At 47.0% G+C, this 21,037-nt stretch carries 18 protein-coding genes and 2 tRNA genes; 8 read left to right on the top strand and 12 right to left on the bottom strand.

Annotated features, from left to right (window positions below):
* Positions 1-297 precede the first annotated feature (297 nt).
* From KME11_08375 to KME11_08365, 3 genes are all read left to right on the top strand, one after another.
* On the top strand, positions 298-858 hold the full coding sequence (locus KME11_08375) for a hypothetical protein (protein ID MBW4515225.1): 561 nt from the start codon (positions 298-300) through the stop codon (positions 856-858).
* 5 nt (positions 859-863) lie between these two features.
* The gene (locus KME11_08370) at positions 864-1,274 is read left to right on the top strand and encodes a type II toxin-antitoxin system RelE/ParE family toxin (GenBank protein ID MBW4515224.1); all 411 of its coding nucleotides are present in this window, start codon (positions 864-866) and stop codon (positions 1,272-1,274) included.
* A gap of 84 nt (positions 1,275-1,358) precedes the next feature.
* Positions 1,359-1,613, top strand: coding sequence for a hypothetical protein (locus KME11_08365; protein MBW4515223.1), 255 nt, complete (start codon positions 1,359-1,361; stop codon positions 1,611-1,613).
* A 436-nt stretch (positions 1,614-2,049) separates the two neighbouring features.
* Here KME11_08365 and glgA (KME11_08360) read toward each other — a convergent pair whose 3' ends face one another.
* Positions 2,050-3,525: a glycogen synthase GlgA gene (gene glgA, locus KME11_08360; GenBank protein ID MBW4515222.1), complete on the bottom strand. Its 1,476-nt coding sequence runs from the start codon at positions 3,523-3,525 to the stop codon at positions 2,050-2,052.
* A gap of 226 nt (positions 3,526-3,751) precedes the next feature.
* Between glgA (KME11_08360) and hemC the strand changes: the two genes are divergently transcribed.
* From hemC to KME11_08345, 3 genes are all read left to right on the top strand, one after another.
* Positions 3,752-4,714 carry a hydroxymethylbilane synthase gene (gene hemC / locus KME11_08355; protein ID MBW4515221.1) on the top strand — a complete coding sequence of 321 codons (963 nt, stop codon included), beginning with the start codon at positions 3,752-3,754 and terminating at the stop codon, positions 4,712-4,714.
* 113 nt (positions 4,715-4,827) lie between these two features.
* Positions 4,828-6,252 carry a glycogen synthase GlgA gene (glgA, locus tag KME11_08350; GenBank protein ID MBW4515220.1) on the top strand — a complete coding sequence of 475 codons (1,425 nt, stop codon included), beginning with the start codon at positions 4,828-4,830 and terminating at the stop codon, positions 6,250-6,252.
* Positions 6,253-6,571: 319 nt separating this feature from the next.
* Positions 6,572-7,624 (top strand): pentapeptide repeat-containing protein, encoded by a 1,053-nt coding sequence (locus KME11_08345; protein ID MBW4515219.1) that lies wholly within the window; start codon positions 6,572-6,574, stop codon positions 7,622-7,624.
* A gap of 627 nt (positions 7,625-8,251) precedes the next feature.
* Here KME11_08345 and KME11_08340 read toward each other — a convergent pair.
* The 11 genes from KME11_08340 to KME11_08290 all read right to left on the bottom strand — a co-directional run bounded on the left by KME11_08340 (position 8,252) and on the right by KME11_08290 (position 19,469).
* Positions 8,252-10,444 carry an AAA family ATPase gene (locus KME11_08340; protein ID MBW4515218.1) on the bottom strand — a complete coding sequence of 731 codons (2,193 nt, stop codon included), beginning with the start codon at positions 10,442-10,444 and terminating at the stop codon, positions 8,252-8,254.
* 80 nt (positions 10,445-10,524) lie between these two features.
* Positions 10,525-11,745 carry a polysaccharide export protein gene (locus tag KME11_08335; GenBank protein ID MBW4515217.1) on the bottom strand — a complete coding sequence of 407 codons (1,221 nt, stop codon included), beginning with the start codon at positions 11,743-11,745 and terminating at the stop codon, positions 10,525-10,527.
* Positions 11,746-11,760: 15 nt separating this feature from the next.
* On the bottom strand, positions 11,761-12,483 hold the full coding sequence (locus tag KME11_08330) for a cyanoexosortase B system-associated protein (GenBank protein MBW4515216.1): 723 nt from the start codon (positions 12,481-12,483) through the stop codon (positions 11,761-11,763).
* Between the two features lie 88 nt (positions 12,484-12,571).
* Positions 12,572-13,480: a cyanoexosortase B gene (gene crtB, locus KME11_08325; GenBank protein MBW4515215.1), complete on the bottom strand. Its 909-nt coding sequence runs from the start codon at positions 13,478-13,480 to the stop codon at positions 12,572-12,574.
* A 164-nt stretch (positions 13,481-13,644) separates the two neighbouring features.
* Positions 13,645-14,856: a DegT/DnrJ/EryC1/StrS aminotransferase family protein gene (locus KME11_08320; GenBank protein ID MBW4515214.1), complete on the bottom strand. Its 1,212-nt coding sequence runs from the start codon at positions 14,854-14,856 to the stop codon at positions 13,645-13,647.
* A gap of 490 nt (positions 14,857-15,346) precedes the next feature.
* The gene (locus KME11_08315) at positions 15,347-15,712 is read right to left on the bottom strand and encodes a DUF3596 domain-containing protein (GenBank protein MBW4515213.1); all 366 of its coding nucleotides are present in this window, start codon (positions 15,710-15,712) and stop codon (positions 15,347-15,349) included.
* Positions 15,713-15,861: 149 nt separating this feature from the next.
* Positions 15,862-15,933, bottom strand: a tRNA-Thr gene (locus KME11_08310).
* Between the two features lie 25 nt (positions 15,934-15,958).
* A tRNA-Tyr gene (locus KME11_08305) sits at positions 15,959-16,040 on the bottom strand.
* A gap of 93 nt (positions 16,041-16,133) precedes the next feature.
* Positions 16,134-17,162 (bottom strand): hemolysin family protein, encoded by a 1,029-nt coding sequence (locus KME11_08300; protein ID MBW4515212.1) that lies wholly within the window; start codon positions 17,160-17,162, stop codon positions 16,134-16,136.
* Between the two features lie 164 nt (positions 17,163-17,326).
* The gene (locus tag KME11_08295; GenBank protein ID MBW4515211.1) at positions 17,327-19,141 is read right to left on the bottom strand and encodes an ABC transporter ATP-binding protein/permease; all 1,815 of its coding nucleotides are present in this window, start codon (positions 19,139-19,141) and stop codon (positions 17,327-17,329) included.
* A 217-nt stretch (positions 19,142-19,358) separates the two neighbouring features.
* The gene (locus KME11_08290) at positions 19,359-19,469 is read right to left on the bottom strand and encodes an RNA polymerase subunit sigma (GenBank protein ID MBW4515210.1); all 111 of its coding nucleotides are present in this window, start codon (positions 19,467-19,469) and stop codon (positions 19,359-19,361) included.
* 256 nt (positions 19,470-19,725) lie between these two features.
* Between KME11_08290 and KME11_08285 the strand changes: the two genes are divergently transcribed.
* Together KME11_08285 and KME11_08280 are read left to right on the top strand one after the other, a co-directional pair.
* Positions 19,726-20,652, top strand: coding sequence for an SGNH/GDSL hydrolase family protein (locus KME11_08285; GenBank protein MBW4515209.1), 927 nt, complete (start codon positions 19,726-19,728; stop codon positions 20,650-20,652).
* Between the two features lie 113 nt (positions 20,653-20,765).
* Entirely contained in the window at positions 20,766-20,966 is a 201-nt protein-coding gene (locus KME11_08280) for a hypothetical protein (GenBank protein MBW4515208.1), read from the top strand.
* The last annotated feature ends 71 nt before the right edge of the window (positions 20,967-21,037 follow it).

Below are 21,037 nucleotides of genomic sequence, written 5' to 3'. Positions count from 1 at the left end.
GATGGATGAGGGCGATCGCATTTATCGAAAGATTGTGCATAACGGCTCAAGTCAGCGACAGCAAGTAGCCTTAAACTCAGCACCAGCAGCTTTCATCCGTCCGCTGTCTTTGAATTGCTAGACCGCTACGGGACATTGGAGATACCTATGTTGTCAGACAAGATCAGAACGAAATCTAGTGAGCCAAGCTTTGACTTGTAGGATAAAAGACGGATTTTTGATCTTGATCTTAATCTTTTAAGAAAAATTGGATATAAATGAGGCGTATCACCTAATCTTTAGTTTCTGGTAAGGATCATGAGTACCAATTATTCAAAAGAAGCTTTCCTAAAATTCTTGGACTACGTGTCGGATAAAGGATTGATAAAATTTCAGACTGTTCGGGGCTGGCGTTCAGCAGCCTTGAAGCTTATGGCTAACTTATCTGAGGCTGAGGAAGGAGATATTCGCACTGTAGATCTCGATCTAGCGGTGCATAGGACAGCCAACCATGATTCAGTATCAGTGTCGCCTGAATCTCTTAACACGTACCGCAATCGTGTAGTACTGGCAATTCAAGAATTCGTTAGCTGGCGGGACGATCCTGCTACATACAAGCCACGAAGATTAAATGGCAAATCCCGTGCCAGGCCATCTAATGAAAGGGTGACTCCTCAAGAACGTTTAAGCAAGGGCGCTCCAAAAACGTCAGAGAAACGGGGGGCTGAGACAATGGCATCTAGTGGTTTAACTCTCTCTTTTCCACTCCGATCTGATTTTCTTGCCCAAGTAGTGATACCTCGTGATTTAACTGCTATCGAAGCAAGACGGCTAGGAGCTTTTCTGTTAACAATTGCCGTTGATTATCAACCAGAGTGAGCACTATGCAGAGTGAGCAAAATCCTGATAAAGAACTTGATCCTCCATCTAATTCACAAAGCCAGCAATCTGTTGTACGAGTGGATCTAACTCCCGAGTTTCAGCAGAGTCTTCGCGATTTGGCAAAGCGCTATCGTAGTATCCGTTCTGATATTCAAGCTGTGGTTCAGGAATTGCAGATAGGCAATTTTGTTGGTGATCGCCTTACAGGAATTGGTGAAGGCTATGTTGTGCTCAAAACAAGAGTTAAGAACCGGGATATCCAGAAGGGTAAAAGTGCTGGATACCGTTTGGTATATCAGGTTGAGTCACCAACGTCTGTACTACTCTTAACAATTTACTCAAAGTCAGAGCGTGAGGATATCAGTATTAAGGAAATCCGTAACATTTTGAATGAGTTCTATGGAAATGCATAGATGAGTTAGATTTCTGCTGGAAGAAGGTATGCAATCCTGTTGAGAGTCAGTTATTCTTAATCTAGATGGATTGAGGTCGTAATGGTGAGGGCAGTTGAAGTCACAGGTGTTGTAGATGAACAAGGGAATCTTTCCCTCCATGAGCCTGTGCCCTTGACGGCTCAAGGGACTGTTCGAGTGATTATTTTGTATTCTGAGCAGACAGAAGAATGTGAGCAAGATCCAGACGATACATCAGTGGAAGATATAAAAGCAAGTTTACGTAGAGCTTTGCAACAGGCAACCTCTGGGCAAAGAATCCCACTTTCTCAAATGTGGGAAGGTATTGACGCAGGCTAACTGATACCTTACCAATTTAGCCAACCTAAACCTAATCACGTAAACACTATCTTAAGAACTCCTCAACAAGAATTTGAGGCTATTTCAGTAGCGCACATACATCAGTCCCTTATTATACTTACAGATAGGTTTGCCGTATTTACAGATAGGTTTGCCGTATCACTATTATTAGACTGAAGGTCTCCACCTCAGATCCCATGGGAGGTAAGTAGAGAGAATGACTCGGCATAACACCCTAAATTCGGTACTTAGGTGGAATCTTTCTGCAGAATACACTGCTCAATCTGATAGCTAGAATCTTTCCACATATTTTCAGATTTACTACAGATTCGATCGCAGTTGATCTGTTTCAAATGGCTCAAGCAATGGTTGAAAATCTTTCTAATTGCACCCCTTCAGGTTGGGTTTGAGCAGATGACTGACCAGATGAATCAGTTTACTTGTGTCGAATAAACTCATAAATGTTGCTGTAGGTTTCTGCCGATTGCTTCCAAGAATAATCGCAATTCATCCCCTGAATTGCCAACGCCTCAAACTGCTCAGGCGCAAAGTTCCACAAATCGATCGCCCGATCCATTGCCGACTCCAACCCACGAAAGTCAGTCTGATAAAACACAAACCCATTGCGTTCTTCCACCGGATGATTAGGGTCATAATCCCAATCAAATACCGTACTCACAAGTCCACCCACACCCCGCACAATTGGCACCGTGCCGTACCGCATCCCAATCATTTGCGTCAATCCGCAGGGTTCATAATTACTGGGAACAATAATCATGTCTGCCCCTGCATAGATGAGGTGAGATAGTTCTTCGTTAAAGCCCAACTCTAAATGACAGTCAGGATTGTCGTTCAAATACTGTTTCTCGTGCCAAAACACATCATTAATACTGGCTTCAGTTGCTGAACCTAGTAAGACGAACTGTGCGCCTTTTTGAAGCACGTAGTAGATAGCATGATGAACCAGGTGTACACCCTTTTGTTCATCTAAACGACCGATAAAAGCAACGATCGGTTTATCAGAATTTTCTAGGAGAAGGCGATCGCGCAAAGCTTTCTTATTTTTAGCCTTACCCTCAATATTTTCAGCAGTGTAAGAATCAGAAATGTAATGATCAGCCTCCGAATTCCACACCGTATAGTCAATCCCGTTTAATACACCAGTAAACTTATTTTGGTGTAACTCTAAGGTATGCCCTAATCCATAGCCAATTTCTGTAAACCTTGCTTCCCAAGCATGGTGTGGCGAAACCGTCGTGACATAATTTGAATAAACAATGCCAGCCTTCATGAAATTTAGTGCAAACGGATTAAAATTATCTTGAAGACGGCTGTAGTCAAAATAGTACGCCGTATTATTCAACCCTGTTGCTGCCAACATCTCAGCACCCGCTATTCCCTGATGCTTGAAGTTGTGAATGGTGTAACAAACTCGCTGATACGCCATCCCATGATGCTGATAAACTTCGTACAGCAAAACTGGAACTAACCCGGTCTGCCAGTCATGACAATGAATCACATCAGGTTTTTTACTACTCTGCTGCAAAAACTCCAATGCTGCTTTGCTAAAAAACGCAAACCGCATATTATCATCCGAGTCGCCGTAAACCTTGCCTCGGTGAAAAAAACTATCCTGAGAATGCGGCTCAATGAAAAAGCAAAGTAGCCCATGAACCCAGCCACAATATATTGTGCAATGAATCCTCCCATCGTACCAAGGCACCCACAAATCTTGATACGCAGTATGAATGCCCCAAATGTGGTCGTATCTCATACAGTCGTACATTGGCAGGACAAGTTCTACAGTGTTGCCGCGAGCTTCTAACTCACGACTTAGTCCATAAACTACATCTCCTAAACCGCCCGCTTTAATGACCGGGGCACATTCCGAGGCGATTTGCACAATATACATAGTTACCCTTGCCGTAACAAAAATTGATTTTTTATATCCCCATTCAACCAGGAAAAGGCATCCTGAGTACAGCAGGGAAACGTTTTAAGTTATAGCGCATCCTACCCTGGCAACCTACAAACTTTTCCCTCGTCTCCTCAACGTCCCTGACTAAGGTAGACTGACTAAGTGTCTTAAAGCCCAGGCTTATTTACCTTTCGCAGTGTTTCTAAACATTGATTTACAAATGGTCGCAAGTCCTCCTCGTCCCATCCGGATCGGCTCTCGTAAAAGTCAGCTCGCCTTAGTCCAAACTCACTGGGTGCAAGCCGAATTGCAGAAACATTTTGGCGATCGCAAGTTTGAAGTCCACACCATGAGTACGCAGGGCGACAAAATCCTCGACGTGCCCCTCGCCAAAATTGGCGATAAAGGTCTCTTCACCAAAGAACTCGAAAATGGAATGCTCCAAGGCGATACCGATTTTGCCGTCCATTCCCTCAAAGATTTGCCCACCAACCTACCCGCAGGTCTGATGCTGGGCTGCATCACCGAGCGCGAAGATCCGGCTGATGGGTTAGTGGTTCATGCTAAGCATAAAGACAAGCAGCTTGATACTCTGCCAGCAGGGGCGATCGTCGGTACGTCCTCTCTACGGAGGCTGGCACAGCTTCGCCATCACTACCCCCACTTCACCTTCAAAGACATTCGGGGCAACCTCAACACCCGCCTCCAGAAACTCGACTCTGGCGAATTCGATGCCATCATTCTGGCAGTCGCCGGACTGCAGCGCCTCGATATGGCAGACCGGGTTCATCAAATCATCTCCCCTGAAATCTCCCTTCACGCCGTCGGTCAAGGCGCACTAGGCATCGAATGTCGCAGCGATGACGAAGAAGTCCTACAAATTCTCAAAGCTCTAGAACATCAACCCACTGCTCAACGTTGCTATGCTGAACGCGCCTTCCTGCGTGAGTTAGAGGGCGGCTGCCAAGTTCCTATCGGAGTCAATACTGTCATCAACGGCGAATCTCTGACTCTCACCGGATTGGTCGCCAGCGTTGATGGTCAAAAAATGGTGAAAGATACGGTCACTGGACTTGCTAGCGAAGCCGAAGCCTTAGGCATCCAACTCGCGCGCAGCTTACGGCAACAAGGCGCAACCGAGATCCTTGAAGCTATCTTCCTTGAAGTTCAACGAGGCGCTTAATGGCATTGCCACTCTAAAATACGCCGATATTTTGTCGCAGGTTTACTGTAGATTGAGACTTAGCGAGCGGCAGCTCCATTAGTTTTATCTATCGCGGGGACAGAGGTATTAGTATGCGGATTCTGTTTGTTGCAGCAGAAGCAGCTCCCATTGCCAAGGTTGGGGGAATGGGGGATGTGGTGGGAGCGCTACCCAAAGTCTTACGTGCAATGGGTCATGATGTGCGCGTCTTCATGCCCTACTATGGCTTTGTCGATGACAAAGTTAAGGTGTCTAAAGAACCTGTTTGGGAAGGCACTGCCATGTTCCAAAGCTTCAGCGTTTACGAAACGAAGCTAGGTGCAGAGGTACCACTCTATCTCTTTAAGCACCCTGCCTTTGCCCCTCGCAACGTCTATTCTGGGGAAGGCGAGGATTGGCGGTTCACTCTGTTTGCTAATGGTGCGGCAGAATTTTGCTGGAACCACTGGAAACCTGATATTGTTCATTGCCACGACTGGCATACGGGCATGATTCCGGTTTGGATGCAGGAAGATCCCAGCATTGCGACTGTTTTTACGATTCATAACTTGGCATACCAGGGCCCTTGGCGTTGGCGCTTGCAGCAGATAACTTGGTGCCCTTGGTATATGCAAGGGCATAATACCTTGGCGGCGGCGGTGCAGTCTGCCAATCTGGTCACGACCGTATCTCCTACCTATGCCCAGCAAATTCAGACCCCTGCCTATGGGGAGCAGATGGAAGGACTGCTGTCATTTATTAGCGGCAAACTGACCGGAATCTTAAACGGTATCGATCGCGATTTATACAACCCTGCCACCGATCGCAGCATTACACCCTTTACCGCCGATACTCTTGATCAACGCACTGCCAATAAGATTGCGTTGCAGGAGGAGTTAGGGCTAGAAGTCAACTCTAAAGCATTCCTGGTGGGCATGGTTTCTCGTTTAGTCGAGCAGAAAGGGCTGGACTTAGTGATTCAAATGATGGATCGCTTCATCGCTTACACCGATGCTCAGTTCATTGTGCTAGGGACAGGCGATCGCTACTACGAAACCCAACTCTGGCAAATAGCTTCCCGCTACCCCGGTCGCGTTTCCTCCTACCTATTGCACAACGATACCCTTGCCCGCCGCATCTATGCTGGCTCCGATGCATTCCTCATGCCATCTCGGTTCGAGCCATGTGGCATCAGTCAACTTCTCGCCCTCCGCTATGGCTGCGTTCCCATTGTCCGCCGCACAGGCGGCTTAGTGGATACAGTCCAGCATTTCGTGCCGTCGGAGCATACTGGAACGGGCTACTGTTTCGATCGCTACGAACCTCTCGACCTCTATACCTGCATGGTCAGAGCTTGGGAAGCCTTCCAGTTCAAAGATGAATGGCGAGAACTTCAGCAACGGGGAATGTCCCAAGACTTTGGCTGGGACAAATCAGCAGTTGAATACGTCAAAATGTACCAACGAATATTGGGCTTACCCCAAGACGAACCTCAGGCAGAACCCGCAGAACTCAAAAAGCAGCCAGAATTAGTCTAAAAAAATCATTCACTTCTCTAGGGGCACTTTATCAAGTGTCTCTAATTGTCTTACATAAAGAATAGAAACAACGTGTTCACAACTTAACAAGCCCACTCAGAGTTTTGGAGGTTTCGCTAAACAGGATGGGAATATTAGACCCAAGTAAGTACAGACCCCCGTATGCATTCTGCGCCAAAGCCTAACTCTAGATTTAATCTCCTGTCCTTGGCTGCACCGCATCATCCAAGATTCACCTTTGTCAGAGGCTTATCTCTTCCCCACACAGCAACCCATTTGCTGCCACAATCCCACGACTAGGCTGCACAGGTGCAATCCAATGGCAAATCAGGAACATCTAACGTTGCTTGAGCGAGGGATATCTGACTGGAATAACTGGCGAGGACAACACGCAGATATCACCCCCGATCTGAGTCAAGCCACGTTTACTAACATGAATCTCCGAGAGGCAGTGCTGAACAATGCTGACCTTCGGGAAGTTTCTCTTAATCATGCCGATTTTTGCATGGCAGACCTGAGTCGTGCCAACCTCAGACATGCCCACTTGAAAGAGGCAATTTTTTATACTGCTAACCTTGAAAAAGCAGATCTTACCTTGGCTAACATGGTAGGCGCAGATCTCCGAGAGGCAAACTTGAGGTCTGCCACACTCCAGGGAACAAATCTTTATGCAGCTTCCCTAAGCATGGCAAATTTGCGAAACACCAATCTTCGTGAAGCCATTCTCAAAGAGGCGAATCTCAGCTATGCCAACTTAAGCTATGCCGATTGCTGTCTGGCAGATCTGCGAGGTGCTGACCTAACGCAAGCAGACTTGAAACATGCCAAGCTTTACACCGCTAATTTGAGTCAGGCAAATCTCTATGCCGCCGATTTAAATCAGGCTGATTTGCGAGAAGCCACATTTACTCAAGCCAATCTTAAAGAAGCCGATTTGCGGGAAGCAGACTTAAGCGTGGCGGTGCTGAACCTTGCTGTCTTTGTGGGAGCAACGCTTTACAATGCAAATCTCAGCATGGCAAATCTCAGCATGGCAAATCTCAGCATGGCAAATTTGAGTCATGCCAACTTAAGGCGGGCAACCCTAGTAGGCGCAAATTTGATTGGCAGTACTCTTCATAGTGCTGATCTAACTCGTGCTATTTTGCATGAGGCAGATTTGCGGGAATCAACCTTACGAGCAGCCAACCTTTCAGGCACAAACTTAACGAAAGCTAATCTCAGCATGGCAAACCTGGCTGGAGCAAACTTAGCAAGAGCCGACTTGAGCTATGCCAACTTACGGCAAGCCAATCTTTGGGAAGCTAATTTGGAAGGGGCTTGCTTGAAAGGCGCAACAATGCCCAATGGGGAAATTTATGAGATGAGTTAGGGCTACAGGCGCTTTAAAGTCAGTGTGCTACAGCGAGAGCTTTTTTGCAGATGTTGGTTTAAGGGGCTAAACCTTGCACAAAGCATCGATCGCCCGTCTCTCTGCTGCTTTTGGGTTCGCTGAAACTTCAGTTTTCTCAGGGCAAAGCTGAGCGATCGCCCCTTCTCTTGTAACGGTTAGACTATCACCTTTAGCCATGCTCCTTCGGACTTCAGTAAATATACTGAAGTCCGAAATCAGTCATCTCGAAACTTCAGCGATTTTCGCCATAGCCCAAAGCAGGTTCAGATGGTTTTATTAGGTTACTGAGTAACGAATATAACGAGCGAGAAGATTATGACACTGTACTTCACTGGAGCAACATTAGTTTTTGGTATCTTGCTGAGCGCATTTCTCAAGGACAATTCCACCTCTAAGTCAGATGTTACCTCTTGGCTCGTTGTTTCAATTGGCACCTTGGCATGGCCCTTAGTCTTGCCCTCTATGATTCTGAAAAAACTTCCTAAACGTGCCGCTTTGAAATTGAAATATACAAACTGATAGCCTACTCCATTCAAGTCTAGATCTTCTTGTAAGGACACAGCACGACTGTGTCCTTTTTCATAGGCTGGGTTTGTCTTCTTCCCCTCAGGTTACAACCGCTTGTTCTGAGCCTTCTTCTAAATTGAGTGATGAGTCTGCCAGCAAATCATGAGCCTGAATAGGAATATCTGTATCAGTGATAATTGCTCCTAAAAACCGGACTGTTTCAGACTCTACAAACTGCTGTGCTGTCTCTATCAGCAAACTTTCCTCTGTGTGTCCGGGGCGAGTGACCAGCACCATTCCATCGGTATAAGGCTCTAGCAGCAAAGCATCATTACATCGGCTGAGCGGAGGCGCGTCTAAAATAACCCAATCGAATCGTCCCCGTCCGTCTTCAATTAGGCGGCGCATTTCGCTAGATTCTAAAACGGCGGCGGCTTGGCGCTGAGATCCGACACTGGGCACAATGTATAGATTTTCAATACCGGGAACGAGACGGATGCATTCGTTGAGGTTGCCGTAATAATGGAGAGGTTCGACCAAGCTGTCAGGGTCGAGGATTATGCCGAAGGAGGCGACACGGGAGGGCGATCGCAAATCGGCTTCGATCAACAATGTCCGTTTGCCTGCTCGAGCAGAAGCGATCGCCAAATTGTAAGCAGCCGTTGTTTTTCCCTCTCCACCAACAATGCTAGTCAACATGACTATCTTCAGTGTCTCGCCGCCTGTCGTTCGCCGCAGATTGCTTCGTAGCCGTTCAAAAGGCTCTAGGTAGGGTGAACCTGCTTCCTCAATAATCGGTAAAACATGCTCTTCCTCCCAGGGTAAATAGGGCAATAGTCCTAAAATAGGTACGTCCTGCTGGCGTAAGGCATTTTGCAAATCTTCTAGTGTGTAGATTTTGGGGTCGATCGCATCAAGCAACAGCACCAAGCCTGCACCAATGAACACGCCCATCATGCTACCCACGATCAAAATCACCAAGCTACTGGTTCCTGGCTTGACCTCTGCCACGGTTTCAGGATCTTGAATCAGCACCAAACTGCCCACTGTTTCCTGCTGAGCCAGCGTCACATCGGCTAGCTTTGCCTGAACTTGATCATAAAACGCCTGTTTCAATGCTACCTGTTGCTCAAGCCGTTTCTGCCCCAACTGCTTGTTAGGAATATTGGAGTAGTCTTGCTTCAACTCCTGTTCGGTTTTGAGCAAATTACCAAATTGCTGTCGCAGCGTCTCTGATTGAGTTTGCAAGCTCACTAGTGTACTAGCAAGCTGCTGACGGGCAGGGTCTAGGCTGCTAGCCTGAAGAATCTGACTGCTTGCCGCTAAAGGTGCTGCTAATCTTCCCCCGCCTGCCACTTCTACCACCCGCGACTGGAGCAATTGGTCGAACGAGTCAAGCTGGCTTTGTAAATCAACCATAGACGGATGGTCGGGGCGTAAAGTTTTGGACAGTAAGCTCATTTGCGATCGCGCCTGATAAATCCTGGCACGTAAATCAGCAATGATGGGATCGGCACTGAGGGCTGAAGCTGCATAGGCTTGGTCAGGAGTGAGTCCTAAACGAGATTGCAAGCTGCGGATTTGGGCTTCGACCCCTGCCAGGTTAAGACGAATTTCTCGTTGCTGCTGTTGGTTACTGGTAATTGCACCGACTAAACTGCCGCTTTCGGCTGCCTGTATTACGGCACCTTGCAACCGGATATATGCTTCCAAGTTCTTCTCGGCAGCCTGTAGTTCTCCTGTCACCTTTGGCAGGATAAGATTGAGGTTTTGAATAATATCGTTGAGTTGCTGTCGGTTGAATTCACGGCTTTGTAAAACCATTGATTCTATAAGCGCGATCGAAACTGACTTAGATTTTTCTTCTTTCCTATCTTTATAGGTTACAACAATCCGCAAAGGCCCTGTAGCAGCAGTTTCACCTTCCTTAAGGGGTTCGCCACTGCTTCCACCCGTAATTAAAACGATCGCCTTTTCCTTGATTTCTTTGGGCTTAGCTTGAATATTTTGCTTTGCAAGACGGTCAGAAGTTGTTCCCAAAACAAAGGTTGATAACAGCATTTCTTTGGTCATGGATTGCCCTTCTTTTTTAAGGACTGCACCTGTAGCAGAGAAAGTATCGGGCGGGGCGCTGTACGTTAGAATACCCTGAGTAATGTATGCATTTTCGGGAGCCGTTTGAAGAAATGCGGTAATTCCTGAAAGCCCAATGACGACAGCACAACCCGCAACGCCCACCCATTTGTGGCGATCGAGAGCAAGAAGATAGCGTTTGATAAAGGGGGAAGCCATAGGACAAGTAATGCGTAGAAGAACAAATAAAGACAAGAAATCGCTAGAGTAAAGTATCCGTGGCTACTCCGGCTTGACCGTCATCGTCGAGACTCAGAAGAAGACCCCGTGGGTTGAAAAAGGTTACTGGCGCTGTTGGTCAAAGAATCAAAAAATAAAAGAAACCCTAAAACATCCCGAAAAGGCTGCGTAAAAGTATTGAGCGTATTTGTAATGCGAGCAATCAAGTTGCGCCCAATCACAATGACATCGTTCTGTTCCAGTCGCGGGTTTTGAGACATATCGCCCATAATTGCCTTCTTTCCATCTAGCTCAATGCTGACTGCTTTACCTTGTTGCACATCAAAACGAACAAGCGCAATTTCACGAAGATTAGCGCTGCTGAGATCAGGAGAAATGGTGGTTAATGCATCCAGGAAGGTGCTGCCATTAGGAATCTGAAGGCTGCCGATAGCTCCCCCGGCGGGTGTAGCGCGGTTAAGCACCCGAATATTAATTTGCTGCTGAGCCAGGGTAGAACGGGCAATGAGGTTACGATCATATTCTTCATTCGTTGCTGCCGTGAGAGTCGGAATAATGACCGTATCACCATCCGCCAAACGAACATTAGGAATGGACTGAGAGTCTCGTAAAGGTGAGAACAGGTCAATATCCTGTTCTAGAACAGACCCATCTACTAAAATGCGGCGAATTCTCACCGATCGCAAATCAGCCAATCCTGTTGTTCCTCCGGCTGCTATCAGTGCAGTCGCGAGTTGGGGCGCTTGCAGCGGGTAAAAACCGGGTTTCACGACTTCTCCAGCGATCGTGACTTGAACAGGTCTTTGGGCAATTAAAATAACATCTACTTGCGGGTTAACGACATAGTGATCTAACTTAGTCCGAATTTGTTCTCGCGCCTGTTCTACGGTTAATCCTTGAAACGATAATGCCCCTGTTAATGGCACAATCATATTGCCCTGTTGATCAAGGGTTCCTTGAAAAGAGAGATCAGGGAAGCGCAGGACATTGACATATACAGAGTCGCCGGGCCCTAAGCGGTAAATGTCAAAGTTTTCGTGAGATAGCAGTGAGTTAACATCGCGATTAGATGGATCGGCATGAAGTAACTCTTGTTGGATCAATCGCTGTCGGGCTGCATTGAGAAGTTGAAGATAGGGATCCTGTTCTGTGGCAGGAATTGCTTGACCCACTGCGATATCTGCAAAAAATGTCCAAGCCATTGCGCCAGGAATGGTAAGGCAAGCAGCGTAAAGCCCCATTAAAGAAAGAACTGAGAGAGAGGAAAGAGCAAGGCGCATAGAAAATTGAGCAGCTTATAAAGCGCTGGTGAGCGTGGATTGGACAAGTTTGCCAAGGGTTTCGGCTTGGGATTTGTGAGTATTAATGTCGCCTAATGGCTGAATGGGCATGAGAATGCTAACGGCAACCCAAGCGGTACGACGGCGATCGCGCAATTGCGAGAACTGATCTGTCCAAAACCATGAGCTTGGCGCAGAACTGCCGCCTGTTTTCCAGGCATACCATTGCAAAACGGCATAGGTTTTTTTCCCATGCCAACCCCGCAAAAACCGGGTTTCAATTTCAATCGGTTGATCGGCGCTAGGAATAGTACTAGGAACAGTAAACCTGAGAGATTGAATCGAATCGGCTGTCCATTGCTGTGCGCCGTTGATATCGACCCAGTCCACTTGGGGCATATCTCTTTGCCAAGTTTGGGGGCGCAACATCAAAAGGGTTGCGTCTTGAAGGGTGGCGGTTTTGGCTTCAGATGCCGGAACGATCGCTTGGGCAGACCATTTATGCCCACCAATTTCTAATTTGCCTTGCTCTAGGGTGTGCCAGCCGGGGAGCGCTACTCCGTTAGTTTGAATTGCTTTGAGTCCTGCCACGTTTTCGAGTTGTGCCACTTTTCGCCATGCCCAGTGACCCGTAAAGTAGTTAGGAAAGGTAATGAAAGTAGCGATCGCCAATACGAATAAGACAAGCAGCAGCTTGGATAAAGGCGATCGGGAAAAGGCTGGAGGAGAGGAAATCATGGCTAGGCTTGTATAACTGGGCTTATATAACTGGGCTTATATAACTGGGCTTATATAACTGGGCTTGTATAAAACGATCGGGCAAAGATTAGGCTTGGTCTACTTCTAAGTCCTCAAGATCTTCAAACTCATCTAGCTGATCATTCCCCGTGATTCGTTCCACCCCTCTCAACAGAGGAATCAGCAAAATCAACAGGCAGGTGGAATAAAGATCGCCTCCCCAACCGTCATGCAACCATTCAAAGGCTTGCTGCTGCCCTGTACCGTGAAAGAAACTCAAGAGAGTGTTGCGAATAATATTGGCGGCTACGCTCAAGGTAATGATGCCTGAAAAAAACAGCAAAAGGCGATCGCGAGAAATCTGAGTTCCTGTCCATTGCAGCAGCATTAACCCCACATAAAGACTGGTAAACACCATCTTTAATCCTGCACAGTACGGCGCGACTTCGACAATTTGATCATTCACAAACAGGTAAATTTGTTCAACTCGAACCTCCATGCCAAATTGCACCAAGATGAAACCTGCCATTCCAGCAATAAACTTTTGCAGCGGTAAAGTGTAGGGCGCAACGAGATAAGGGATTTCGTTGGGAGCCGCGAGCAAAACTAGCGCCAGAGGGAATATCTGAAGCCGAAACCCCGGTAAACCTTTGAACCAAACGCATAGCCCTGCCAGCACAATGGGCAAAGATAGGTTAACGAGATCGGTAAGGTTGCTGAGGTAAAGCGCTATTCCGATTAGGAGAAGGATGAAACCAGAGAAGTGAGTCTGGTTAGGAAGTCGCTGCCAGCGATCGCGCCTCCCCCAGCCTAGATAAGCCGCAAACGGTAGTCCAATAAGCCCATGACTAAAGTACTCGTGTTCAGTACTAATATTTTTGTGAAGCCATCCGTCATACCAATGGAGCAGGACTGGGATGTAGAGCGCCAAAAGCAATCCAAGGATAGTGATCTCGGGCAAGTATCTGAGCGGAAAACGTTTGAATTTGACTTGCATCATGGGAATACCGGAGTTCTGGTCGAGGAAATCCAGAAGAACCAACCGTAGAATTCCCCAAAAAAATGGGGAGACAACAGGCATCTAAAAATCAGCCCAGTCTTTTCAAAGATCCTGGGCTGAAGGAAATTTTTGAACCGTAGATTGATGCGACTAGGCAGGCACTATTGATTAACGACAACGGGTCGAGGTTGGATAGTAATCGTGTTTGAATAGATCTGAGTTTTTTCTGGAGACAGTCCTAGCAAGGCTTTGATGCTAGCAACAACCTGTTGAATGGCGGCGTTGCTTAAACCTGGATATAGGGGAAGAGAGAGAATTCCTTGGCTAAGGGCTTCGGCGTGGGGAAAGCTGCCGTCGGGATAGCCTAGCGGCTGAAATGCAGGTTGGAGATGACAGGGAATGGGGTAGTGAATGCCAGTCTGAATGCCTAAATCAGTCATGCCTGCCTGGAGTGCATCGCGATCTAGTGAACAGTCTGCGGTAACACGCACGACATAAAGATGATAGACGTGACCACCGCCAGTTTGGTTTTCGAGAGGAATGATACCGTAGCTGGCGAGAGGTTGCAGGAGGGCATCGTAATGTTGGGCAATCCGGTTGCGATCGCTATTCCACTCATGCAGATAAGGCAGCTTCGTCTTGAGTACAGCGGCTTGCAGAGTGTCTAACCGGCTATTGGTGCCATAGTCGGTGTGGAAGTATTTGCGAGGGGCACCGTAGTTACGGAGCGATCGCATTGTTTGTGCCACAATTTCTTCCCGTGTGACGACCATGCCGCCATCTCCAAAAGCGCCCAGGTTTTTGCTAGGGTAAAAGCTAAACGCGGCTGCGGTTCCCACTGACCCGGCGCGATAGCCTTCCCGCTCGGCAAGATGGGCTTGGGCGGCATCTTCAAAAATTACTAAATTGTAGGTGCTGGCAAGCTCTAGTAAACGACGCGGAGAAACCATTTGACCGTAGAGATGGACAGGCACAAGGGCGCGGGTTTTTGGCGTAATTACCTTTTCTGCTGTGTCCAAGTTAATGAGGGCAGTTTTGGGATCGCAATCTACAAAAATGGGGGTGGCTCCGCTCCGCAACACGCCAATGAGCGTGGCAACAAAGGTGTTGGCAGGCAGAATCACTTCATCACCTTTGCCAATGCCACAGGCTTGTAAACCAAGGGCGATCGCATCAGTTCCACAAGCAACTCCGATGCCATACGGAATGCCACAGGCTTGGGCAAACTCCAGTTCAAACTCCTTCAAAGCCTGACCCAAAACATAGTCTCCTTGATGAATAACAGTCTGAATCGCTTGATTAAGCTGATCTTGAATAGGCTGATGCTGAAGTTGAAGGTCAACGAATGGAATAACCATGGGAGAACTAGTCATAAGGATCAATTAAGAGGAGAGAGTGAGTAAAATCTATAGGCTCTGAAAGGGGGCTACCTCTAGTTATGGGCAATTTGACTTGAACTCTAACGTTAGGAAGTTGAAGAATTAGTGAAGCAAAAAATAAGTAGGAAATAAAAGTGTAAAAGGACCGCTTTGTGAACGCTAAAAAGAACAATAAAGATACATTAATGAACATTAATATGCACGTCTTTATTACGATGTTTTCTTAAGCGTATAACCTTCACCCATTAAAGATTTGAGCGTCTTTGAGCGTAAAAAGTCTGAGGTGTTCTGAACTCCCAAATCAACCGAGTCAGCCATTGAGGTAAGGCTCATCTGGTACTGACCATTGGGCAGTATAAACCCCTCAACGACTAATGAGCCGATGGTAACGGTGGAACGAGATGCTTTTACTGATCACTCATGGAGGTTTTCTTGGGTTAGAGTATGTCGGACGTATAACCCTTGCATGACAAAACTCTTGGCATTACTCTTTCAGCAATGCCAACTCGGCAAGTGGTTTCTTCAATGCCTTGAACTTGTCGAGCGATCGCCCCTGTATCCGCTTGCTCTTACGTTCAGTGAAGCGTTGAAGTAATTCAGCGATCCTAATGTCTGATTGCTGTTGCCGCTGGGTCTGGTATTTGCGTCGCGTGGGGTCGAAGTTACCTGTCGCCAGGTTTCCTTCAATCGTCTTCGCCTTAGATTCTGCGACTATGCGATTAACCCGTGTGTCAGACATCCCTAGCGTGAGGCAATAGCGCTTACCTTCATGGCTCCATCGCAGTCTTAACATTCCCTCTAGATTTTCAATCCCAGCCGTCCCACGCTTCGACCTTGCTCCAGCCATCATGCCCAGACCTCCATACCAAATCCATACCAACAGTAGGGGTAGGGATCGGCTAAAGCTGTCCTAGGTTGCCCTAGGTTGCCTAGAATGTACTGTCAAAAAACTCTAGTAGCATAGCTATAGAGTCCTTATTGTATTTACGTTTCATCTTAAGCCCGTGATCAGGATTGAACTGATGACCTCACCCTTACCAAGGGTGTGCTCTACCACTGAGCCACACGGGCAATTTCCTAACATAAAGGTGTGGAATGGGCCGAGCTGGATTTGAACCAGCGTAGGCGTAGCCAGCGGATTTACAGTCCGCCCCCATTAACCACTCGGGCATCGACCCATTCATTCCACAAGTAAAGATGTTAGCACAAGGAGGGGACAGCATAGCGAAAAAATCTCGATAATTTTTTGTCTTCTTGGTTTGTCCTTCGCTTTAGGTGAGCCGACGAGTCAGCGATCGGCTCCACTTGAGGGTTCGAGTGCGAGCAAGCGAGTCGCTTTCATCGTAAATTTCGCCCACGAGTTCCTCCAAGATATCTTCAAGGGTAATCAGCCCAACGGTGCCGCCGTATTCATCCACCACGATCGCCATGTGCAACCGCTGCTGCAACATTTCCTTCAACAAGTCAGCCAACCGCTTTACATCTGGAATGTAAACGGGTGGGTCGATCGCTCGCGTAACCGAGCCGTCGGTTAACCCGTCTTGGCGGAGTACCTTGAGTTCTTGAAGCACTCGTTTGAGGTTAACAATACCAATAATTTCGTCTTTAGATTCCTCTTGCACAGGAATGCGAGAATACCCGGTTTCCAAGCAGAGATCGACCATATTTTGCAGGGTTGCCTCGTGGGAAATGGTTTGCATATCGACGCGAGGCTTGACAACATCGTGAGCAGTCAGGCGATCGAGCATTAGGGCTTTATTGAGCAACTGGCGGCGATCGAGGTCAAGTTGACCTTTACCGCCGAGAATTTCGATCATCAATTGCAAGTCTTTGACCGATTCGGTGGGTTGTACCACATTGCCTTGGAAGAGACGGATGGCGGATTGAGCGATCGCCTCTAGTAAGTAAGTCATGCCCGACCATGACAATATTCTGGAAAGCCAATAAACGGGGCGCACCACTACCCGAAAAATTGGCATGACATTATTGATTGCCAAAGACTTGGGGGTAATTTCTCCAAAAATTAGTACCAAAACCGTGACAACGACCGTGGCTCCTAGCACTGCCTCGCCGCTGCCAAACCAAATTGCAAATAGATTACTGGTAATAATTGCCGAGAGGTTGTTAACCAGCGTGTTGCCAATTAATAGCGTGGTGATGAAGCGCGATCGCCGTTCCAATACGAGCGTAAAAATACCACTCGGATCGCCTTTCTCCTTAATGAGTGCCTTCAATTTCAAATTATCGAGGGCAGTAATAGCCGTTTCAGAGCCAGAGAAAAAGGCAGAAGAAGCCAGCATGAGAAGCAAAACGCAAATATCGATTCGGATATCTCCGAATAAAGTATTTGTTGGAACCAGTAGAAACGGGGGCGGTAGAACACTCACAGCGGTTTGGTGGACGGTCGAGAGCCGTCAGTTGAAGGTCATCAAGAGGGTATCTAGAGATGATACCCCTCTTCACCTTAAGGCACCAATTCGCCTGTTTCTTGAAGCGTATGGAGCCGATGGTAAATACCGCCTTGAGTCAGCAACTCGTCGTGGTTACCAATTTCTACAATTTGTCCTTGATCGAGCACTACGATTTTATCGGCTTCTCGGACGGTGCTAAGACGGTGAGCAATGATCAGCGTCGTTCGGGTGCCCAGAATGCTCCGCATTGCCAGTTGAATCGATCGCTCTGATTCGTAGTCTAAGCTAGAGGTCGCTTCGTCAAAGACCAGTACATCGGGGTTCATGAGTAGCGCTCTGGCAATGCCTAATCGCTGTCGTTGTCCGCCCGATAGCCGTACGCCGCGTTCTCCCACAACAGTTTGATAGCCTCTGGGCAACTGCCGCACAAACTCATCTACTCTGGCGATATTACAGGCTTCCTGCACTTCGGTGAGGGTAACGGCAGGGTTGCCATACATCAGGTTGTCAAGAAGCGTGCCGTTGAAAACGTCTACTTCTTGATGAACGATCGCCAGTCGCCGTCGGTATCCTGTGACATCAAGTGCATTAATGGGTTGACCATCAATGAGAATTTGTCCTTGATGAGGCTCGAAGTAACGAAATAGCAGTTTAACCAAGGTTGACTTACCAGAGCCAGACCGACCGACTAGAGCGATCGTTTGGCAGGGTTCGATTAGCAGGTTAATGTTTTGTAAAACAGGACGGCTGCGATCGTAGCCGAAGGAAACTTGGTTGAAATGCACCTTGCCTGTAAATTCATAGGTTTGCACAGCTTCGGAGTGGTCAAGGACTACTGCATCATTGCCCCTAGGCTGCTGGAAAAACTCGTGCAGACTTTGCATTGAGGCAAATCGTCGGGCAAAGACTGACGCTAATTCACCAATCGGATCAAGCTCGGAGTACGCCATGCTGGAGATGGTTAAGATTGTGACAAAGTGACCCAGCGTAATTTGTCCTTTAACAGTTGCCCATAACGTTAGGGCAAGGACAACAAACACTGATCCTTCAATCATGAGCTTTTGCCAAGAGAACAGCCAGGTATATCTTTTGTGAATAACATAGTTCACAAACTTGAACTCACGGCTAAGCCGCTGCTGTTGACGCTTAAGTTCACTTGCTTCAGTCGCAAATGCTTTGACTGTTTTAATGTTGCTGATAATTTCTGAAGTACGACTTTCGGTATTTTCGATGTAGCGATCGAGCACCACTTCTTTTTGAATTAACCGCTTTAATTCTTTCACAATGAACGTCAAAATAACGACAAAAGAGATGATAAAAGGCAATGCAATTCGCCAATCGACAAACGAAATCATCACAAAAATACCGACAACACGGATCACTTTAGGAATTAGCTGTCCGGCAATTTCAGGATAAGTCCAGGTATGGTTAGACAATCCCTTTGCCACCCGCCCGGAAATACGTCCAGCGTTATTTTCATCATAAAATTCGATGGGTAACGTTAGTATTTTGGTCAGGGTCTTGTGCTGATGATCCCGGCGAGTGCGGAAAGCAATGTCCCAGTGGAACCAGTTACCGATCCAGGGTTGAATGGGTGCGCGCACTACCGTTACGGCGAAGATAATTCCTAGTAAAACGATGAGAGTCAGAGACTGGCTGGCAGGTTGCTGTGCCATGTCGCCTAGTCGATCAATGAAGCTTTGTAAGGGCGCATCAAGGGTTTGCCCCGACAGCGCGTTGAGCAATTGTCCAATGGCGTAAGGAACTACCAGATCGATGAGTTCAAATAAGCCGCTGGCAATGATGCTAAATAGAGCGATCGCCCAATATTTTTGGTAGTAATATACCACGTGCCGAAACTGAGCCATGACCGTCCTCCTAAGGGGCGCATTTGTGAAAATTTTTTGTTGCTAGAACAGGCTTCCTGCACTGCTGAACAATTTTCAGAAACGCTGAAATAATGCTGCAATTACAAAGTGTAGCATAAATGTAGTATATCAATGCACTTCCTCATAATTGAGGGGGCGTTTCTTTTGAGAAACGCCCCCATTTTGGATTAAGAAACTTACCAAAGCCAATTAGTTTCTACACATAAGCCGTTTGTAATGCCCAGAAAATGAGGAAAGCGATCGACCCCAAGATTAGGAATCCAGAGATAGCTACCACAGGCAAACTATTCGCCTCGTTCAACTTCATGTCTCCTCTCCTTAAATAAAACCGGGTGAGAATTTTTCCCCTTTAATTCTAGCCACGAAAGTAGAATATCTTGAGTCAATCAGCATACTTTCAGTCTCCTTTAAAGAATTGGCTCAATCTCTTTTCGACCCTTTGGCTAATGTCCTAAAAAAAGTGTATTGCTCAACACGTTGCTATCCGACTGCCGGGCTATCTCAAAAGAGAGGGCACTCTAAAAATGTCATTTTGAGAGGGCACGCGTGTGAGTCAGGTTTTGATGATCTTAGGGGGAACGGTAGTGGTCTTGGTGCTTGCTGTGGGTGGCACAGAGATAGGATTGCGATCGCTCCTTGGCTTTGGTAAACCGCTTCTGTATATTGCCGATCCCCAAATTGGCTACCTCCTTGCCCCTAATCAGCAAACTCGACGATTTGGCAATGAAATTGGGATTAATCAATATTCCATGCGCAGTGGTGCAATTACAGCCCACTGTCCGGCGCAAACTTTCCGCGTTTTGCTGTTGGGTGATTCTATTGCCAACGGCGGTTGGTGGACGGATCAGCGCCATACGATTTCTGCCTTGTTGCAAGAGCGTCTCGCGGGATCTGAAATAGCAGAGGTACTGAACGCTTCGGCAAATTCTTGGGGACCGCGAAATGAGTTGGCATATTTGCAACGCTTTGGCAGCTTTGAATCGAAAATTGTAGTGCTGCTGATCAATACCGATGATTTGTTTGCAGTTGCGCCGACTTCAATTCCTGTGGGGCGCGATCGCAATTATCCTAATCAACAGCCTGCGTCCGCTATTTCAGAAGCCTTGAGCCGATATGCTATGAAAGCTCAGCCAATTCCAGAGTTGGCGGCATGGCAAAAAGAAGAAGGCGATCGGGTAGGAATCAATCTAGAAGCAATTCGACAGATTCAAACGTTCGTGGCTCAACATCAGGGGCAATTACTTTTAGCAATGACTCCTTTGTTACGAGAAGTTGGAACTCCTGGCTCTCGTGATTATGAGACGAAAGCTAGACAAAGGCTCGAAGATTTTACAAAGAACGCAGCAATTCCCTTCATCGATTTTTTGCCCCAGTTTAATGAAATGGGTAATGCTGAAACTCTCTATCACGATCATATTCATTTCAACTTTAGGGGAAATCAAGAGATTGCTCGAACATTAAATCAGTCGATACAAGCGATGAGACAGTAGTGAATCCATAATCTTTTCGCTCTCACCACTCTTCTCTTCAAAAAGAAAACGTCTTCATCTTTGAAGTAGTACAAGTTAACTGATTAGACACTGGTTTATATTACCCTAGATTCATGACCAAAACGATTGAGCACGATCGCCTCTTCAAAGAACTCCTCTCAACTTTCTTTTTTGAGTTTCTAGAGTTATTTCTGCCTGACCTCGCTAGCACCATTGATATTAAATCCATTCGATTTCTGCCGCAGGAATACTTTGCTGACCTAAGAGGATGTTTGAAAAGTCAGCTAGTCGGTAAAAAAGCTCTCTCAGTGTAAGCTGCGAATAGAAAGCACGCAGCACCGAGAAAGCAATATGAGTAAAGCATATCCCAGCAATCTGACTACTG

This window comes from Timaviella obliquedivisa GSE-PSE-MK23-08B, assembly GCA_019358855.1.
In the GTDB taxonomy this organism is placed as follows: Bacteria; Cyanobacteriota; Cyanobacteriia; order Elainellales; family Elainellaceae; genus Timaviella; species Timaviella obliquedivisa.
The sequence above is the reverse complement of the archived record's forward strand: the minus strand, read 5'-3'. Positions and strand labels throughout refer to the sequence as shown.

Coding starts and splice junctions, on each gene's coding strand:
- hemC (MBW4515221.1), top strand. CDS start 3,752: ATGGTCGCAAGTCCTCCTCGTCCCATCCGGATCGGCTCTCGTAAAAGT.
- KME11_08345 (MBW4515219.1), top strand. CDS start 6,572: ATGGCAAATCAGGAACATCTAACGTTGCTTGAGCGAGGGATATCTGAC.
- crtB (MBW4515215.1), bottom strand. CDS start 13,480: ATGCAAGTCAAATTCAAACGTTTTCCGCTCAGATACTTGCCCGAGATC.
- glgA (MBW4515220.1), top strand. CDS start 4,828: ATGCGGATTCTGTTTGTTGCAGCAGAAGCAGCTCCCATTGCCAAGGTT.
- KME11_08300 (MBW4515212.1), bottom strand. CDS start 17,162: ATGCTGGCTTCTTCTGCCTTTTTCTCTGGCTCTGAAACGGCTATTACT.
- KME11_08340 (MBW4515218.1), bottom strand. CDS start 10,444: ATGGCTTCCCCCTTTATCAAACGCTATCTTCTTGCTCTCGATCGCCAC.
- KME11_08280 (MBW4515208.1), top strand. CDS start 20,766: ATGACCAAAACGATTGAGCACGATCGCCTCTTCAAAGAACTCCTCTCA.
- KME11_08285 (MBW4515209.1), top strand. CDS start 19,726: ATGATCTTAGGGGGAACGGTAGTGGTCTTGGTGCTTGCTGTGGGTGGC.
- KME11_08315 (MBW4515213.1), bottom strand. CDS start 15,712: ATGATGGCTGGAGCAAGGTCGAAGCGTGGGACGGCTGGGATTGAAAAT.
- KME11_08370 (MBW4515224.1), top strand. CDS start 864: ATGCAGAGTGAGCAAAATCCTGATAAAGAACTTGATCCTCCATCTAAT.
- KME11_08320 (MBW4515214.1), bottom strand. CDS start 14,856: ATGACTAGTTCTCCCATGGTTATTCCATTCGTTGACCTTCAACTTCAG.
- KME11_08295 (MBW4515211.1), bottom strand. CDS start 19,141: ATGGCTCAGTTTCGGCACGTGGTATATTACTACCAAAAATATTGGGCG.
- KME11_08330 (MBW4515216.1), bottom strand. CDS start 12,483: ATGATTTCCTCTCCTCCAGCCTTTTCCCGATCGCCTTTATCCAAGCTG.
- KME11_08290 (MBW4515210.1), bottom strand. CDS start 19,469: ATGAAGTTGAACGAGGCGAATAGTTTGCCTGTGGTAGCTATCTCTGGA.
- KME11_08335 (MBW4515217.1), bottom strand. CDS start 11,745: ATGCGCCTTGCTCTTTCCTCTCTCTCAGTTCTTTCTTTAATGGGGCTT.
- KME11_08375 (MBW4515225.1), top strand. CDS start 298: ATGAGTACCAATTATTCAAAAGAAGCTTTCCTAAAATTCTTGGACTAC.
- glgA (MBW4515222.1), bottom strand. CDS start 3,525: ATGTATATTGTGCAAATCGCCTCGGAATGTGCCCCGGTCATTAAAGCG.